Raw genomic sequence first — 18,525 nt, forward strand, 5'->3', positions numbered from 1 at the left:
CATTACTCCTTTAATACCGCTTCGATATAAAGCTCTGGATTCACCAGTGTTTGTACAGCTTGTGAAACATAGGAATAGACATAATCAGAACCAATTCCATAAAGGACAGAAATCGTAATGATTAATACAATTGGAAATAGGAGTGCTCGATAAGAAATACTTTCTTTCTTCGCATATTCCTTTGGCACGCCCCAAAAACCATGAATAAAAATTTTCATTACAGAGTATAAAACCAATAAGCTGGACAATAAGATGATGGTTGCTCCAATATACTCCTCTGCAGTAAATCCACCTTGAATGACTAATAATTTCCCAACAAAGCCACTAAATGGCGGAATTCCTGCTAAAGAAATGGCAGCAATGAAAAATGTCCAAGCAAGACCCGGGTAATGCTTTATTAGCCCACTAAATTGTCGTAAATTGCTCGTCCCTGTAATTTTTATCATAACACCGATTAATAAGAACAATGCTGCCTTAATTAACATGTCATGAATTAAATATAAAATAGAGCCCGTAAAAGACGTTGTGGTTGCTACTGACACACCATACAATATAACTCCAATTGCCGTAATAATATTGTATATGATTATTTTTTTGATATTCCAATACGCAATCGAACCTATGACACCAACAACTACAGTAATAATAGCAAGTATCATCAATAGCTCATACGTATAGTCTTTATCCTGGAAGAAAAACAAAGTGAAGGTCCGAATAATCGAATAAACCCCAACCTTTGTTAGTAATGCACCAAATAAAGCCATCACTGGAATCGGTGGTGCAAAGTAAGAGCCAGGTAACCAGAAATAAAGTGGGAAGATTGCACCTTTCATACCGAAAACAATTAAAAATAAGACAGCAATGACCGTAAGAATACCCGGCATCTCTTCAAGTGAGCCAATCCGCTCTGATATTTGTGCCATATTTAATGTCCCTACAACTGAATACAGATATGCTACGGAAATAACAAACAGCGCAGAAGAGATGACATTAACCGTTAAATATTTCAATGATTCCCGAAGCTGTATTTTTGTCCCACCAATAACTAACAGGACATAAGATGCCATAAGCATTACTTCAAAAAATACAAAAAGGTTAAAAATATCTCCTGTTGTAAATGCCCCAATGACCCCTACAAGTAAAAATTGGACAAGGGCATAGTAGTAATACTTCTCTCTTTCCTTGCCAATAGAAGAAAAAGAGTAAAGAATGACAGCAAATCCTATGATAGTAGTTGTTAAAACAAGCAACGCTGATAGCATATCGGATACTAATGTTATCCCAAATGGTGCTACCCAGCTCCCAACATTTAATATCTGAATTCCATCAACGAATACTTTGCGTACAACCGAAAAAGCAACACCTATATTTAACAGAGCAGAAATAGCGGAAATCCATCGCTGGGTTTTTACCTTACTTGCAAAAAATATTAAAAGTACTGCTGTCAGAAGTGGTATTAAAATGGGTAATACAATTAAATTAATCATTTCCTTCTGTTCCTCTCAATTGGTCCATATTATCTGTTCCTAGCTCCTGGTATGCCCGATAGGCTAGTACTAAAAATAATGCGGTAACTCCAAAGCTAATCACGATTGCCGTTAAGATTAATGCTTGTGGAAGTGGATCAGTAACCGGGATACCTTCCTTATTAACAAGGGGAACTGCTCCTTGTTTCAGCCCACCCATCGTAAGAATCAGTAGATGTGCGCCATGACTTAATAACCCTGACGCAACAATTATTCGTAAAATGCTTTTTGATAAAAATAAGTAGGTTGCACTTGCAAATAAAATTCCGATAATAATTGCCATTAATATTTCCATTATTCACTCTCCCCTATTGTTTGAATAATGGTCATCGTAACTCCAACCACGACCAAATAAACGCCTAAATCAAATAATGCTGCTGTATGAAGCGAGGTCTCTCCAATTAACGGTAAATGAAAATGATCATACGTATGTGTAAAAAACGGAACATTAAATACGATCGAGCCTGCAGCGGTTAGAATCGAGATTAATAACCCTATTGCTGTAACCCATTTGTAATCAAATGGGAGTAAAATGCTTACCGTTTTTATGTCAAAGGCTAATAAAAATAACACAATTGCTCCAGCTGTGACGAGACCACCAACAAATCCTCCACCAGGTCGATAATGACCTTCAAAGAAAAGGTGGATTGCAAACAGCAGGATGACAAAGAAAACGATTTTGGATGTTGTTTGTAATATTACGTCAGATGACTTCATCCCTCTTTCCTCCTTGTCATTCTTAATTTAATCAACCCATATATTCCTAAACCTGCAATTGATAATACCGAGATTTCAAATAATGTATCAAATCCACGGAAATCCACTAATATGACGTTTACCATATTTTCCCCACCAGCCGGATCATAAGTATGTTCCACATAATATTTGGAAATCGAATCAAATAATTTTGTGCTGTATGAGGAAATCGCAATTAACGCCACAATGACACCTACAGCGATAGATATTAAGGCATTGTTTAGCTTAAAGCGACGGGATTCTTCATGTCGGAATTTTTTCGGTAAATGATAGAATGCCAATAAAAATAATGCAACAGAAATAGTTTCAATTACGAGCTGTGTCAATGCTAAATCCGGTGCCCGGAAAATAACAAAGAATAACGAAACAGTATACCCTACAGCGCCTAATGCGATAATCGAGGTAAGTCGAGATTTTGCGAAAATGATGGTGACACAACCAATCACAATTAATAGTGCTAAAACAATTTCATAAATACCAATTTCTGCAGTATTCGCTCTGTTTATTGTAAAAGCATCCTTGCTCCAAATCGTATACCCTAAAATTCCAATGAAAAAGATAAAGATATACGCTAAGTAGGAACGGAGAAAACCAGTCATATGCGAACGAATAAATAAGTTAGAACCTGTTTCTAATGATGGAAGCAATGCATCATACAACTTATTAAAGGTTAACTTCTCAGGGAATAATCTGTATACCCGCTTCCATTTTGCGGCTGTAAGATATAATAAAGCCCCAATTACAATAACTCCAATAGTCATATATAGTTCTGGTGATTTCCAGCCATGCCAATGAGAAATATGAATATCATCAAAAATAAACTGTGGCATAATGGATTGTGCTGCCGGAGCAATAATAGTATCTGATAATAAATTTGGAAATAGCCCAAATATAATAACAAGAGATACTAATATTACTGGCGAAATCAACATACCTAGTGGTGCCTCATGCGCCTTCTTGCTCAATTTATCTGGTTGATATTTCCCTGCAAATGTTTTCCACACAACAATCATGCTATAAACAAAGGTAAATACACTTGCGACCCATGCAATTAACGGGAAAAGAAATCCTAATGTTTCTAAGTGGAAAATATCCATTTGTAAAACTCTAACCATTCCAGTAAAGAACATCTCTTTACTTAGAAAACCATTAAATGGTGGTATTCCTGCCATAGAAAAAGCTCCGATAAAGGCAATCGTAAAGGTTATCGGCATAATCTGCATTAAACCACCTAAACGACGTATATCCCTTGTCCCTGTTTCATGATCAATTATACCAACAACCATAAACAAGCTACCTTTAAATGTTGCATGGTTTATTAAATGAAACACTGCTGCGATAATAGCAACCATGAAGATATTATCATCTAAATAATCATAATGAAGTGCAGCTGCACCAACACCTAATAAACTCATAATTAAACCTAGCTGACTAATTGTTGAGAACGCCAATATTGCCTTTAAATCCGTTTGCTTTATCGCATTAAAGGAACCCCAGAATAGCGTAATGATCCCTATACCGCCAACTAGCCAAATCCATAGCCCACTTTGATCCAAAGCAAAAATTGGACTGACACGTGCTACTAAATAGATCCCTGCTTTTACCATTGTTGCAGAATGTAAATAAGCACTTACCGGTGTTGGTGCCTCCATTGCATCCGGTAACCAAATATGAAATGGAAACTGCGCAGATTTCGTAAATGCACCTAGTAAAATAAAAATCATTGCCGGAATAAACAGTGCATGATTCACTATGGCATCGACATTAGCAAGCATTTCCGAAATACGGAAAGTCCCTGTCATAATGTAAAGTAAAATAATTCCGCCAAGTAAGGATAACCCGCCAAATACAGTTATTAGCATTGATTTTTGTGCGCCATATCGTGACTTCTCACGATCAAACCAATACCCGATTAAGAAGAAAGAAGAGAAACTAGTAAATTCCCAAAATGTATAAAGCACAATTAAGTTATCTGAGAGTACAACCCCTAGCATTGCACCCATGAACAATAATAAATACACATAAAAGGTGTTTAATTGCTCTTTTTCCTTCGATAAGTAATAAATGGAATATAAAGTAACGAGTGATCCTATACCGGTAATTAATAAAGCAAATAGAAGACTTAAACCATCTACTTTTACCGTAAAATCAATATTTAAAGAAGGAATCCAGGAAATGGTCTCAATAACCGAGGAGCCACCGCCAACCTTTGGTAAAAATTGAAGAAAATAAAGAAATAGTACGATTGGAAGAATAAGTGTAAACCATCCCGTATGGATACTTTTAAATCCTTTGTAAAAAAACGGGATGAAAATAGCAAAAATAAATGGCGATAAAATCGCAATATGTAGCAGAGACAAAATTTACCCTCCTTATTATTTGATTTCCCTCATATGTATTGTGTTCCAGAATGATAGAAAAAACCCATAATTTCAAGCGAAGAATCAGAAGCTTTTAGCGGATTTTAACAAAGAGATGTATAAGATGATTGCCTACTTAATCAATACAAGGAAATTTGAATAATCCATAAGAAATTTCGAAATAAACAATCATTTACCCCGTATAGGTTCATTATACCGTATGTCCATTGAAATTTCATGGAAAAAGTCAGGCTACACCTTGATTTGGATTCGTTTATTAAATAAGAAGAAACACGTATTTTTTTTAAGAAAAAATAATTATTCCGAATAAAAGAAAAGAGAATAGGATATAGCTAAGAAAAGTTTATTACATTTCGCTATCACTTGTTTATTCCTTTTTTTTCTAATAAATCAATACTAATTTCTCCAATTACTTGCTAAAAGTGGTGAAAATAATGCTAATAAAAAAAGCAATTGCTTCCTTATTTATCTTTTTTTTACTATTGCTCGGAGCTTGGTTATTAAATAATAATCACGAGGAAGAGCCTACGATAAATTTGGAACAAATGAACAATGGGGAGGCCTCATACTACACCATCCCTTTATCTACAACGCCTGAGGAAGTACATGCAGAAACGATTTCAAAGGATAAAACAACGTTCAAGCCAAGAGAATATATAAAATTTCACAAAAGACTAGCTGAAGAATAGTATTAATTTTCCCCTTCTGTTGTTTTTGTAGAGATTATTGCTATTAGAAAATAGTCCGAAACTGAATACATCCGCTTTCCTGCGTGCTCATTAGTTTATTAATAAATGAAGAACCATTCTTAAAACAACCACATTCCCAATAAAAGAAAAAGGTCTCCGAAAAGGAGACCTTTTGTGTCTTTACCAAAAGAACGGACCACCGTATCCAAATCCTCCGTATGGATAAAATGGTGGATAAAATGGTCTTGGTCCAATTAGTGCACTACCTAATAATCCACCCAATACTCCGCCAACAAATGGACCAGGGCCAAAGAAGAATGGTCTTCTACCCCAAAAAAGTCTTGCGTTATGCATCCAATTACCTCCCTTTTCTCTAATCATCTTACGATTATATTAATTAGTATGCATATTAGCGGAGGTTGGAGTGGGCGATAATCTACTTATTGTCACAATATTTCTTCGTTCTAAGAAAGCTTACTTCTTTCCTAATGAATAATTATTTATAATGAGCTCGATTTCTTTTTGATTAGCTGTATCCATTGGATTCTTCGCTTTCAGCCGGCTTGTTTTCCTTTTGATGAGTTGTTTCAATAGGATTCCTCGCTTCCAATCGGCTTCATTTCCTTTTGATGAGTAATCTCAATAGGGTTCTTCGCTTCCAATCGGCTTCATTTCCTTTTGATAGGCTGTATCTATAGGATTCTTCGCTTCCAATCAACTCATTTTCCTTTTGATTAGCTGTATCTATAGGATTCTTCGCTTCCAATCAACTCCATTTCCTTTTGATTAGCTGTATCTATAGGATTCTTCGCTTCCAATCGGCTACATTTCCTTTTGATAAGCTGTATCAATAGGATTCTTCGCTTCCAATCAACTCATTTTCCTTTTGATTAGCTGTATCAATAGGATTCTTCGCTTCCAATCGGCTCCATTTCCTTTTGATAAGCTGTATCCATTGGATTCTTCGCTTCCAATCGGCTCCATTTCCTTTTGATCGGTTGTATCAATAGGATTTCCCCCTAGATATCTCTCCATTTTCTCTTGATTTAGCTGTAGCAATAGGATATTTTCTCTAAATGTTATTGACTAAATTTCGGTACTAATACAATCAGAATATAACCGACGATTGCAGATACGATTGCACCTAGAACAACCGAAAACCACATTGAGTTATCCTTTTCCATCAGCTCATTATCTTCCAAAACATACGTATTCTTATCCGATTCTTTAAAAAATAATTGTAAATTAGATGCCTTAACAGAAATCGTATTCAGCTGATTAGATGGAGAAGTAAATAACGCTGTTTCGATTTGGTCAAGCTGTGCATTCTCCTTCTGCTCAAAGGTTAGTAGTAATTGCTCCTCCGGTAACCGTGCTTTCCGATTTAAATACGAATTTTCATGAAAATACTCGGTTGGAATCGTAATTTCATTTTCTTCGTAGATATTAGGCTCCACCGGTATATAATCCTCTGCTTTACTTTCTGGAGGACGGAGGAGGATGAATAATATTAGCATCCAAAAAATGCGATTACATTTCTTCTTCAATTTGTTCATCCCCTGCTATCGGACGTTTTTTCCAAAGCAATTGTGTAACAAGCAGTAATATAGTTATTACGAGTAACAACCCGACTATTGGATAATAACTAGACTGATTGCCATCATACTGAACTGCCATGAATAGATTTGCGACAGGATGGTTAAATCCGAAATTCGGTAACACAAGATCGAGTAGTGGGATGACAAAATAAATAATCAAAATTGTACTTACGACCAAACCACTAAACGGTCCAATTCGAAATCCTCCGCGAATAATGCTGGAAATAGCAAACAACAACCCAACGGATAGTGCCGACCACTTAATTGCCTGTGTTTCATCCATTGGATAAATATTTAAACCATATATCCCAATGATTAAGCCGACAGCAATATTAAGTAATATAAACAGTGTTAACTGAACAGCAACTGGTGCATTTGCATAATAATTGCTAAAAAATCCAATTAACGCGCCACTAATCACAATAATAATTAACATGACAACAGGTGGCGTTTGAACTGCCTTCTCTTGTGGAGTTTCTCCAGTCATATTGATTGGATTTGCTAAATAATCAAAAACATAGCCATTATTTTGACCATCGACAATCGCATTATTTAAAAGATCGTATACGTCTCCCTTTACTTCTTCCGTAAAGTCAACATTTTTCGACCAATTTTCATTTAATTCATTTGCCTTATATTGTACGTCACTAACTTTTGTTTGTAATTCTGTCGTATAGCTATTAATGTTGGATTGACGATTGCCAATTGCTGCTACTTGCTCGGAAATGTTTCGAAGATTATTCAATGAATTATCATGAATATTTAGGACAATTTCTCCCTGTAAACTATCTACTAGTGGAGTTTCTTCTACTACTGGCTGATCCTCATTAACGGTACGCAAGTCCTCTGTGACGTCTGTTGTAAGCTCTTCAACTTCATCAAGGGTGGTAACAATATATTCATATTCTGAATCTACATAACCCATGTACGTTGTTAAAACGTATTGGAAAAATACTTGATACGTATTTAAATAATCAGTAGCCTTCGTTTCTGAATCGGAAATAGACGTAGTTAAGTTATCCATTGCTGCTAACTCTTCGTCACTTAATGCTAATATTTCGGAAACCTGTTCCTGTAATTCCTCTAATTCTAAAATTTCATCAATTAGCGGTGCACCGATTTCATCACTTTTTTCTACTAAATTTTTATAGGTCGCAAGATATGAGTAATAATTAATTACACCCACCATATCAGAAGTATCTAACTCCATGTTGAAAATTTCCTCAAGATGCTGCCTGCGATCCTCTGGAATTTTATCATTTGCAAGTAACTCATCCTCGAGAGAATAAACTGTTTGGACAACTGATTCAAGAATTTCCTCAAGTCTAGCTATTTCTTGAAGCTTTTCTTCTAGCTGCTCCTCTAAGTCAATAATTACTTGCTCTTTTTCCTCTACTAAAGCTTCGAGTTGTTCAATTAGTGTATTCTTTTGTTCTAATACTCCTTCTAAATTTTCTAGCTGTGCTTGCAAGTCAATAATTTGTTGATTATACTCCTCAATCTCTGCTTGTAATTCTGCTATTGTTGCTGCATTTTCTGATACAATATTTTCTAATTGTTCAATTAAAGCATTTTGATTTGTGATTTGTTCCTCTTGTGCACTCGACACCGTTTGTACTTCATTTAATAATTGGGTAATTAATGGCCAATCACCGATACTCCCTAAACCAAGGCCTTCCAAAAGGGAAGTAAGCTCCCCAAGTATGGTAGCAACAGAGCGATCATCCCCACCTTCATCCACACACTCTGGATTTTCCTCTGGATTGCATTCCCCTTCTTCATCATCTGATACTTGATTAGAAGCAACCGTCATCGAACTAGCTGTTTCTGTATTTGCTGAATTTGTTTCCGAACTAATCTCGGAATCAGGGCCAGGCTCTGGATTTGGATTCGGATCAGGTTCTGGATCTTGCCCAGGATCTGGATCCGGTCCTGGTGCTACACCATCAGGGATTTTTGCTTCCTGCATGCTTTCCTCTAAATCATCCAGCAGAAGATTATTCGATCTACTATAATAATAATTTAATAAGCAATTATGGAATTCCCCAATTACTTCAAATTGGTTTAAGATTTGTTGATCCATTGTCGTAAATAAATTCTCCGTTTTTTCCCCTGTGTCATCTAGCGCAAGCTGTACAAAATGAAACTTCTCGTCAACAACTTGTTTATCTTCATCAAAATTAGGGTATTCCCTAGTATCCTCTATTTCTCCAATCGTATCTCTGCCTTGATTTAATATATTTTCGTAAGCCTGAATGCCTTCCGCAATCGCAACCTGATTTTCCTCCTGCTTAGTTAAAATGAGTTCTCTTTGCTGTTTTTGATATTCCTTATAGTCATTCAGCATTTCTGTGAAGCTTTGTAAGTTTTCGGCTGCTTGCTCGGCCCCTTCTACACTACTTTCTGATACAGATTCCGTTCCCTGTGTAGTACTTCGTAATTGATCGAGTAAATTTTTTTGTTGTGCAATATCAGAGCCTAAGCTTTCTGAACCAGGTGTGTAAAAGGTATACATAGAATTTTGGAATGCTACTTCCTTATCCACAATTTGGTCAAACTGTTTACGAATTTGTTGTACTTCTTGTGTGACGTAACTCCAATAAATGGTAGATATTTGTGCATTCACATTATTTTTTACTCGTTCCAGTTCTCTTTGTACCTTTTCGCGGTTTTTTGCATCAAGATTGGTTTGAATTTTGTATTGAATATTTGCCTTAACTGGAACCTCTTCATCAAATGTGAGAATGTTTCTTGTGAAGTCAGATGCTATATATACTACTGCGTCATATCGGTTTTGCTGCAAGCCATTTTCAGCTGCACTTCTGTTTACTACCGTCCATTGATATTCGGAGTCATTCCCTAGTACTGTAGATAATTCTTGACCAAAATGGATAGAGCTCCCATTTTGATCATCCCCTAAATCTTCATTCACTAGTGCTATTGCTCTAGTTGCCTGTTCTACCACTCTTGTCGGATTGTCTCCAATTAATAAGAAAAATAGAAAAGGAAATAGCAAAATCGTCATAATTTTTGTTACTAATTTAATACTGCCCTTTTGTTTCGGTTTTTCCTCCAAGCATCTCACCCCGTTTCTTTGCTATATAAATTAGTTAAATCTACATATCTAATATTTTTTCTCTTTTGCCTACTCATATACTAAACTAGTGGAATTTGAATTTTTCTAGCATTCCCATTTACAACGTAATAACCAAATCCCGGCTGAATCTCTCCTTCCTTCCGCTCATATGGGAAGGTAAATAAGCTTTGGTCTGATTTTTTCATTAATAATAAACCGTTTCTTATTTGTTTTAGCTCAATCGACAGTGGATCATATCCTTTAGACACCTCATTTGGACTTCCAGCAACCATGACACTGAATCCTAAATGACTATAGCGTTTCATGATATCTGCCAATTTCCCTTGAATAATACTATCAATCGTTTGATTTAGCCTTGAAATACTATCTACTACAAAAATAATTGGTGTAAATATTAATTGATCTATTGTCTGGTTATTTACCGCTGCTAAATACTGCTTTTCTCTTTCCTCACATACAGCTTTAACTTTTTCTATCCAGGCTGTAATTTGTTCTTTTGAATCAAGATAATCAACGAGATCATTCGTTGCTAGCTGTGATAATGCTCGATCAATTCCATCAAAAATTGCAATGCTATATGGCTTCTGTTTTAACGCACGATCCAAAAGCACCTTTAATACATTTGTTTTTCCTTTTTGTCCTGGACCAAGGATTAACCAATGCTTGTTCTTTTGAATATTCAAGAAAACAGGGGTTACCGTTTCCTCATCCAAGCCAATTGGCAATAAAATATCGGTATTTTGCACTGCCGAAATCCGTTTCAATAGCTCTTTCAAATCTAATCGTTGCGGCAGCATTGGAATCGAAATTGGTGCATTACCTCCTTGATTTTGTTTTTGAAGGAGTAAAACTTTTTTCTTTACATTTTCTAAAACGATAAGATCATCTTCTCCTTTTTCTGGTAAAAATACTTGCATTAAATATGGATCATCCTTTTTCACAATTGCTCTGCCTGGTATTGGTTCAATTTCATACGGAACTCGCCCTAATACAGTATAAACCTCTGCTTTATCCATTAAATAATGAGTGATTTTTGTTTTTAAGTTATTCATTAATGATTGGCGAACAGAATTTACTCTAGTTGCTGTTATTAGTAAATATATTCCTAATGATTGCCCATCTCTTGATAATTGAATAAATTGTGTTTCGAGATCTGGATATTCATCGCGAACGATATCAAAATTATCAATCACGACATAAAACAGTGGCAGCTTTGTTTGATTAATGGAATTATAAAGTTTAATATTACTAATTTCCTTTTGTTCAAATAATTGCTTCCGTCTTTCCATTTCTCCCTTTAAAAAGTTCATAAATTTCTCGATTTTTCGTTGATCCTCCATCCGGAAATAATCACCTGTATGTGGCAATTGACGAATCGGCAATAATGCCCCGTTTCCAAAATCAAATAAATAGTAATGTACCTCTTCTGATGTCAGCTGCTCCGCCATACGTAATAATAAGGTAATAGCTGTGGTAGACTTGCCATAGCCAGATGTTCCGATAATTGCAATACTGCCGTCTTCTATCGGCTGGTAATAATAATTGGATTGTTGTTGTTTTTCTGGTTCATCCTTCAATCCAATTGGTAGCTGGAGTTTCTTATGTTCACGAATTTCTGGAGTGAATATTCGCTCTTTCAATGGCGGTAACCATGGGCTTGGAAGCTTCTCAATGTTTAATTCTTTCTGTACTTCCTCAATTTGTTTTACCACCACTTCAATTTCACTTTTTGTTTCGACACGGTTCTGCAAGGCTGGTGCTCCAACAACAGATAAAGGATTCAAGCCTAAATCCGTCACAATCGCTACTTCATCCTCCGTAGTTACTGCATCATCTAAATATGGAGCTCCACTCCAAGCGGATTGGAATAATTCATACACTTCATTATTCCCTACTTGCAAATAACCTCGACCTGTTACTGTAATATTAGCTGCGTCACTATTTTTTAATATTTCCTTACTATCATTTGCATCCTGCACTTTTAAAGCGACTTTAAAGCGTGCATTACTCCAGATTTGCTCATCAACCACACCACCTGGTTTTTGCGTTGCCAATATTAAATGAACACCTAAGCTACGCCCAATCCGTGCGGCACTTACTAATTCACGAATGAATTCTGGTTCTTCACTTTTTAATTCTGCAAATTCATCGGAAATTAAAAACAGATGTGGTAGTGGATCATTAGCTCTCCCTTTTTGATATAGATTTGTATAATCATGAATATGATTTACTTCATATTGATCAAATAGCCGCTGTCTTCTTTTTAATTCACTTTTAATTGAAGCAAGTGCACGCATACTAAAGTTTTTACTTCCCTCGATATTTGTTATCGTTCCTAATAAATGTGGTAGATTTTTAAATGGCTGTGCCATCCCGCCACCTTTATAATCAATCAATAGAAAAGCTACATCATGTGGATGGAAATGAACTGCTAATGATAAAATATAGGTTTGTAAAAACTCACTCTTCCCAGAACCAGTCGTTCCAGCTAACAGTCCATGGGGGCCATGAGCTTTTTCATGTAAGTTAAGCTCGACAATATCCTCTTTCCCCTTCAAGCCGATTGGTACAGCAAGTGATTTAGAGGATATGTTTTCCTTCCATTTTTTACCTATTGCTAAATCTTTAACATCTTTCGCATGAAAGAGCTCTAAAAATGATACCTTTGTTGGGATGGAATTATTTAATCCGAGCTGATGCTCCAAAGATAGCAATGTGCGAGCAAATCCCTCATTATTCTCTCTTGTATGTTCATCCATAATAAACGGTGTTTGGATTGCTTTTTTCTGCTGAATCAAAATATCTCCTTCACTTTCATTTACGTATCGGACTAATGTATGAATATGCTCCGATAAACTTTCCTTTGATTCCGCAGCGAAAATAGTAGATATTCCTAAACCATCAATTTTGCCTTCCAAATATTCTAATATGACATGTTCACTAATTAGTGTTCGATTCGTTACAATGAAAACAAAATGTGGGACAAAACGCTTTTTATCTTTATCCTCGTTTAGTTCTCTATCCCGCAAAAGCTCATAAATTGAGGATAATAACTGATCCCTCGTTGCTTCGTTATAGACGAAACCTTTGGCGAACATATGTGGTAGTTGAAAATGCGGGAGCCAGCGCATCCATTCCCAATCCTTATATTCCTCCTCATGGAAAATAGCAACAAAACGAACGTCATGATAGCTATGGAAAAATGCCAATTGGCCAATCAACTGATGAATCTCATTTTTTACTATTGCTGGTTTCCCAATTAATCCGACAGCTCCTGTTCGAATTTCAATCGATAATGGAACATTCTCTACTTTTTTATAAACATTTACCAGTGTATGAAAATCCTCAATCAATTCATCAGTTTCACGTGCACCTGAGTCTTCATTACCAACTGCCACATCATAAGTAGCTGGAATATTTGCTCGACCAATACGTACCGTTAGGAAATCAAAGCTATCCAAAGACCGTTCCCAAATTCTTTCACTTATTTGCGCTGTTAAATATTTCATTTGTTCAAAAGATGGATAATGATAATAGAGAATTTTCTTTTGCTCAGATGCTAATTTTTGAAGCTCTTCTCGTTTTCTTTTTAAATATGCTGAGTATAATCGAATTCTTTTTTCATTCTCGCGCTTCCTATTCCCTTGTTCCTTAAAGTATTGAACAGTGGAAGTAACAATTGTTGTCATAAACATAACAACTGATATAATCATAAATAATCCACGCGGTTGAATTAATGCAATTCCTCCCATTACCAATAGCATAATTAATGGGGGTAAAATAATTAATAACAGTCCACGCTGATTTCCTTCTCTCGCCTGATGTGGAAAGGATAGGTTGATTTTCTCATCCGGAAGCTCATACACCATTCGCGGGGTTCTTCGATAATCTGGATATTTTTTTCTCATTTCCGATGTCGGTTTTGCTGCCCTTGGCAAAATTGAAGTGTATTGTTGTGCACTTGTTATCGATAACAAATCATTCTCCATGATATGTATAGTTAAAAACTGCCAAAAAATGATATCACCATTTTCAATAAACGTTGGTTCCTTTACCGACTTTCCATTTACATATAGGCTTCTGGAAATTTCCGGGAATACCAGCCACTGGTCCTTTTCTCGAATAAGCGTAAAGGTTGTGTCCGCATCGCCTGTTATGCTAGAGCCGTTTTGTTGGATATGTGCATGTGAATTACCTTTTGAAAAAATAATCTCATCATTATTTCCGATATAATAGACTTTCTCCTTTTGTTCTGATGCAAAATAATAAAGTGTGACGAATTCCTCAGAACGTACTTTAATATCCATTGGCTCATGATTTTGAAGCTTTCCAAGAAATTGATTCCCATAATAAATAGCAAATGAGTTCGTATTTTCATCTCCGATTGCCTCAATAACACCACTTTCAAATGTAATGGAACGGATTGTAATGGTGTCATTTACTTGATTACCAATGGTTACTGGTCGATGTATACTTTGTATATTTACTTGCTGATAGGTTTCTTTATAAAACACCCAAATCGTACCCATTTGATTCCGCTCCTAATGATAAGTTTATAATTTATATAACGTTAATCCTTGCGACTAAATTTTGATGAAAATATATGGTATAATTTCGTTCTAACAATTATTATTCTTGTAAACCTGCATCTTCCCCGCCTGTTGTATCTGATGATGGCTGTTCAGTTACCGCCTCTTCTGCTTCGGTATTTATTTGTTCTTCTGATTCATTGACATTGGAATCCGATGGTACTTCTGAATCTGGGAGATTTCCACTGTTTTGCTCTTCTTCAAAAGGAGCCTGTGCTTCTTCTTGTAATCTTTTTTGCTCCTCCTCAAACTCATCAATTTCCGTTTGAATAGGTGCTATTTTTTTCTGCTTTTCTTCACCTGTTAGCGAATCATCCATTTTAATTTGTTCTCGAAGTTTTAATAGCCCAAAAATAATCAATTCCTGATCTTCAAACGATCGGGCAATATCAATTGCTTCTTCATACATCCCACGTCCGATATATATCCAATATAAAAAGATTTTCGGATCGGTTTGCAGTGTAATCATATTTAAAACATTTTTCCGCTGCTCTTCTGTTAATGCCTCTTGTCTTACATAAGATAATGCAAGCTCGTACTGAACAATATAGGGCATGCCCTCTGGATTATATCTTTCCAAGCGGTCCATCACATTGCTATACTGCTGCCGTAGAAAATAGTCATTGCTTTTGACATAGGCACTTTGTTTCGGTATTTGGAAAAATATGGCATATAAACTGTACAATAAGCTAGGGACTAAAAGAATCCCTAGTGCCAGCAATACATATCGTTGGAATTTCCATTGCTTTTTCGGAATAGTCACTAACGACTTTTCTTGTTTTTCTAAATCTAGAATCAGCTGTTGCACTATCTGTTCTAAATCAGCCATTGCTTTTGCTTGCATAATTTCATTTGCAAGCTCCGTTAGTTTCAGCGTTTGATGAAAATTTAAATATTCCTCAAATTTATATTGACCATCGATAATGGTAGCTACAATTGCCTTCAGTTGGTTAAACTGAAGCTCTTCATCCTTTTCATATGGAGGTAAGCTTTCCTTTACCCCATAGTGGTAAAAATAAGGTGTCAGACTTGCATCAAATGCAATATTTTCAGGACATATTAGCAAATGTAGCCGCTCATAAGAATGAACTTGTACTTTTTTTATTATTTGATGTGCAAAAAAACGTCTATGGATAGCCTTCTTCTGTTTAATTTTCCGAAAATCATTCATTGTTTTAGGAAAATGAATTATGATTTGGATTTCATCTTCTGTTGCGATGATGTCTTTTTGAAATACAGGATCTATCGTTTGGAGAAACTGAATTTCAAGAATGTCTTGCATTTTTACTTTTGTCCGTTGAAAAACAATGATAATTTCATTTTCTGTTTTGGATACAGTTGCTTCCAACTGCTTTTCTAAATACGATTGTTCCTTTTCCTTCATTTCAGGTGACTCCTTTGTTTTCAAGCTTCACGGACATTGCATCCTGTTATAATATTTCGATCCGGTCCCCGTTTGTAATACCAGCAGATATTAATGTTTTGTCACCGTTTAAGACAAGCTCCTTATTTTGAACTCGAATCCAATACCCTTCCGTTGGTGGGGTCGGAATATATTTAGCTTGCCAAATAATATGAATGAATTTTTTGATGGAGTGGTAGTTTGATAGTCGTAAATCAAACACTTCATTTGTATAGTTTTTTAAATCCACGGTAATTTGAATATACATTTCGTATGCACCTCGACCTAAACTGGAAAAAAGCGCCTCATCCTAGAAGATTCAGCGCTTGAAATTCCAATCACGAATGATAGATTATCCGCGAATTTGACTTGCAATTTGTTGATCTGTATCTTCTAGGATAGATGCAGAATCATGCAATTGTTTCGACACATCCGCTAATAAAACAGCCATTTTTTCAAAGGATGGTTTTAGTTCATAGTATTGCTGAATAAATGCTTCACTAGATGTACCTTCCCATACATCCTGTAAGTGGTTTGCCATTGTATCAAGGCGACCAATTAGTTCTGTCACATTTGAGCTTTCATTATTATACTGTCTCGATACCTCTCTTAGTTCCTCGGGTGTTAAGCGAATAACGCCTGCCATTTCCATTTCCTCCCTTTAATTTCAAATTATATTAATAACTCATTCTCACAATTTTTTATAAGAAATGAGAATTAAACATATTTAAGTAAAATGTTCTTACAAGAAGAGTTTTTACGTAGACTAATCAAAGCTTTTACGAAAGTCTTCCCATTGATTATTAACTTCGCGGATGAATCCTATTAATCTTTCTAGCTCCTCTAAAACAGCATTGCGAAAACTCCCCCCAAGATGAAATAAACATTCCCCAGCAATTGTCTGGATCATTACTTGAATATGATACATTTGCACCTGAACCTCTTGATTAAACTTATCCTTGGCTTCTATATTTCTGCTAAAATCTTTAATTCTATTCTCATAATCTCGAATAACGGTATTTGTTTGAGCTAATACTTTAACAAACTCTTGATAAGAATCATCCATTCCAACAATGGAGTTATAGGACATATCCAATACTCCTTTCTTAAGGAATCATCATAATCATCACATTAAATCGGGCGGAAAAGTTTTGCTAAATAATACTCTTCCTTTTCAAAATTATCTGTAGATTGCAGAATCTTTTCAGCCACTTTGTAAACCTGTTGATTCGTATCATTTAAGGAATGGATAAGTTCGTCTAATTTTCCTGGTTGGTAGCAACGATATTTATGATCGATAAAATATTTATCCTTGAATGTTTCCATTCTCGAAAACCGCGGATCACTATAAGCACCTAATGCATCATAATCAATCTTGATACGGTTTATTTCATCCTCCGCTTGATGAATCAGCTGTTGGATATTCTCATGGATTTCATCCTCTAACTGCTCTAATAATGTGCGTGCGATTTTTAAATTTGTACTAATGGTTTCATTTAACAGCTTTGCAAAACTTGTATACCTTTTTTTATCGAACACAATCTTTTGTGTCCCGGTTATTGAATCGGAAAATTGAATCGGATTCAGATTGAAAATGTCCCATAAGGAACCATCAACACCTTGAAATCCACCTTGAGAATGGCCATCAATAGACCCATTGATTGGACTTGGGATATCCACTTTCATCCCGTTCGGAAATCCAGCCTTTGTTGCATCCATATAATACAGGTTAAATGGTAAATCCCTTTGGAATTGCCATGCCTGTATGTATCGAAACCATCTTTCCAAACCAGCAATATCGTCTTCGTAAACTAACACATTAATATTGTCGAAATGATCCTGTTGTTTTAAATAATGGATATATCGCTTATCAATTGCAGTCGGATTAAAAGCAAAAATCTCAATATCTGGAAAAAGTAGACCGATTTGAATGGCTAACTTGCCACCGAGAGAATGTCCATTAATAACAATTTTAGTGCTGGGATATTTCTTTCTAACTTCTTCCACATATTGTTTTGCTAGCTCGCTATAATCAATCACTCGATGCTCCCCATTATTGGAAATTGTTTGGATAGCATCTGCTGCTTCAGAAAAATTCGTCCCCGTAAGTGTAATTGCAATTTCTCCGTTAGACCTATTAGGGTTTCCTCTTGCGATCGCATTCGCATGAAAACCATTTACCATTTCAGCATCTATAGTAAATCCTTGGATTCTGCCAGATAAGGCTATTTTCTCATTCGTAAACTGTGGGACATCTGGAAGTAAAATAATACTGTCATCATTTAAGTTCTTTCGATACGAATCTTGAATTAATTGACGCAGATTGAGCTGATCATTGATGGTGTGAATATCGGTCTCTCTTACAATTTCCTCTGCCTGATAGCTTAGCTTCATGGCAATGAATTGATGCTCTGCTGGTGTAAATGTCGTGTTAACATGAGCTCCTGAAATATCAAAATCATAATCGTTAACCTTTTGAATATTCAT

At 35.7% G+C, this 18,525-nt stretch carries 14 protein-coding genes; 1 reads left to right on the forward strand and 13 read right to left on the reverse strand.

Annotated features, from left to right (window positions below; genetic code table 11):
* Positions 1 to 2: 2 nt before the first annotated feature.
* From OEV98_RS04345 to OEV98_RS04360, 4 genes are read right to left on the reverse strand one after another with little or no spacing between them, the layout of a single operon-like run.
* A complete protein-coding gene (locus tag OEV98_RS04345; protein WP_263071987.1) occupies positions 3 to 1,487 on the reverse strand; it encodes a Na+/H+ antiporter subunit D in 1,485 nt (494 codons plus the stop codon).
* Positions 1,480 to 1,821, reverse strand: a complete 342-nt coding sequence (locus OEV98_RS04350; RefSeq protein WP_263071988.1) for a Na(+)/H(+) antiporter subunit C — start codon at positions 1,819 to 1,821, stop codon at positions 1,480 to 1,482. The genes OEV98_RS04345 and OEV98_RS04350 overlap by 8 nt, the downstream gene beginning before the upstream one ends.
* Positions 1,821 to 2,243, reverse strand: coding sequence for a Na(+)/H(+) antiporter subunit B (locus OEV98_RS04355; protein WP_263071990.1), 423 nt, complete (start codon positions 2,241 to 2,243; stop codon positions 1,821 to 1,823). The genes OEV98_RS04350 and OEV98_RS04355 overlap by 1 nt, the downstream gene beginning before the upstream one ends.
* A complete protein-coding gene (locus tag OEV98_RS04360) occupies positions 2,240 to 4,642 on the reverse strand; it encodes a Na+/H+ antiporter subunit A (protein WP_263071991.1) in 2,403 nt (800 codons plus the stop codon). Before OEV98_RS04360 ends, OEV98_RS04355 begins: the two co-directional genes overlap by 4 nt.
* Positions 4,643 to 5,097: 455 nt before the next feature.
* Between OEV98_RS04360 and OEV98_RS04365 the strand changes: the two genes are divergently transcribed.
* Positions 5,098 to 5,352 (forward strand): hypothetical protein, encoded by a 255-nt coding sequence (locus OEV98_RS04365; RefSeq protein WP_263071992.1) that lies wholly within the window; start codon positions 5,098 to 5,100, stop codon positions 5,350 to 5,352.
* 180 nt (positions 5,353 to 5,532) lie between these two features.
* On the opposite strand, the gene OEV98_RS04370 is transcribed toward OEV98_RS04365, so the two are convergent.
* The 9 genes from OEV98_RS04370 to OEV98_RS04410 all read right to left on the reverse strand — a co-directional run bounded on the left by OEV98_RS04370 (position 5,533) and on the right by OEV98_RS04410 (position 18,525).
* The gene (locus OEV98_RS04370; RefSeq protein WP_263071993.1) at positions 5,533 to 5,706 is read right to left on the reverse strand and encodes a hypothetical protein; all 174 of its coding nucleotides are present in this window, start codon (positions 5,704 to 5,706) and stop codon (positions 5,533 to 5,535) included.
* Positions 5,707 to 6,431: 725 nt separating this feature from the next.
* Positions 6,432 to 6,899, reverse strand: a complete 468-nt coding sequence (essA, locus tag OEV98_RS04375) for a type VII secretion protein EssA (protein WP_263071994.1) — start codon at positions 6,897 to 6,899, stop codon at positions 6,432 to 6,434.
* The gene (esaA, locus tag OEV98_RS04380) at positions 6,883 to 10,026 is read right to left on the reverse strand and encodes a type VII secretion protein EsaA (RefSeq protein ID WP_263071995.1); all 3,144 of its coding nucleotides are present in this window, start codon (positions 10,024 to 10,026) and stop codon (positions 6,883 to 6,885) included. Before esaA ends, essA begins: the two co-directional genes overlap by 17 nt.
* Positions 10,027 to 10,106: 80 nt before the next feature.
* Entirely contained in the window at positions 10,107 to 14,576 is a 4,470-nt protein-coding gene (gene essC, locus OEV98_RS04385) for a type VII secretion protein EssC (protein WP_263071996.1), read from the reverse strand.
* A 100-nt stretch (positions 14,577 to 14,676) separates the two neighbouring features.
* Positions 14,677 to 16,020, reverse strand: a complete 1,344-nt coding sequence (gene essB, locus OEV98_RS04390; RefSeq protein ID WP_263071997.1) for a type VII secretion protein EssB — start codon at positions 16,018 to 16,020, stop codon at positions 14,677 to 14,679.
* Between the two features lie 46 nt (positions 16,021 to 16,066).
* Positions 16,067 to 16,306, reverse strand: coding sequence for an EsaB/YukD family protein (locus OEV98_RS04395; protein ID WP_263071998.1), 240 nt, complete (start codon positions 16,304 to 16,306; stop codon positions 16,067 to 16,069).
* 84 nt (positions 16,307 to 16,390) lie between these two features.
* A complete protein-coding gene (locus OEV98_RS04400; protein ID WP_263071999.1) occupies positions 16,391 to 16,684 on the reverse strand; it encodes a WXG100 family type VII secretion target in 294 nt (97 codons plus the stop codon).
* Between the two features lie 120 nt (positions 16,685 to 16,804).
* On the reverse strand, positions 16,805 to 17,128 hold the full coding sequence (locus OEV98_RS04405) for a hypothetical protein (RefSeq protein ID WP_263072000.1): 324 nt from the start codon (positions 17,126 to 17,128) through the stop codon (positions 16,805 to 16,807).
* A 41-nt stretch (positions 17,129 to 17,169) separates the two neighbouring features.
* The gene (locus tag OEV98_RS04410) at positions 17,170 to 18,525 is read right to left on the reverse strand and encodes a lipase family protein (RefSeq protein WP_263072001.1); all 1,356 of its coding nucleotides are present in this window, start codon (positions 18,523 to 18,525) and stop codon (positions 17,170 to 17,172) included.

Source organism: Perspicuibacillus lycopersici, assembly GCF_025660475.1.
GTDB classification, from domain to species: Bacteria; Bacillota; Bacilli; order Bacillales; family Caldibacillaceae; genus Perspicuibacillus; species Perspicuibacillus lycopersici.

Excerpts from the sequence above, each read along its gene's own strand:
- OEV98_RS04345 (WP_263071987.1), bottom strand. The coding sequence starts at position 1,487 with ATGATTAATTTAATTGTATTACCCATTTTAATACCACTTCTGACAGCA.
- OEV98_RS04350 (WP_263071988.1), bottom strand. The coding sequence starts at position 1,821 with ATGGAAATATTAATGGCAATTATTATCGGAATTTTATTTGCAAGTGCA.
- OEV98_RS04355 (WP_263071990.1), bottom strand. The coding sequence starts at position 2,243 with ATGAAGTCATCTGACGTAATATTACAAACAACATCCAAAATCGTTTTC.
- OEV98_RS04365 (WP_263071992.1), top strand. The coding sequence starts at position 5,098 with ATGCTAATAAAAAAAGCAATTGCTTCCTTATTTATCTTTTTTTTACTA.
- OEV98_RS04370 (WP_263071993.1), bottom strand. The coding sequence starts at position 5,706 with ATGCATAACGCAAGACTTTTTTGGGGTAGAAGACCATTCTTCTTTGGC.
- essC (WP_263071996.1), bottom strand. The coding sequence starts at position 14,576 with ATGGGTACGATTTGGGTGTTTTATAAAGAAACCTATCAGCAAGTAAAT.
- essB (WP_263071997.1), bottom strand. The coding sequence starts at position 16,020 with ATGAAGGAAAAGGAACAATCGTATTTAGAAAAGCAGTTGGAAGCAACT.
- OEV98_RS04395 (WP_263071998.1), bottom strand. The coding sequence starts at position 16,306 with ATGTATATTCAAATTACCGTGGATTTAAAAAACTATACAAATGAAGTG.
- OEV98_RS04400 (WP_263071999.1), bottom strand. The coding sequence starts at position 16,684 with ATGGCAGGCGTTATTCGCTTAACACCCGAGGAACTAAGAGAGGTATCG.
- OEV98_RS04405 (WP_263072000.1), bottom strand. The coding sequence starts at position 17,128 with ATGTCCTATAACTCCATTGTTGGAATGGATGATTCTTATCAAGAGTTT.
- OEV98_RS04410 (WP_263072001.1), bottom strand. The coding sequence starts at position 18,525 with ATGAATATTCAAAAGGTTAACGATTATGATTTTGATATTTCAGGAGCT.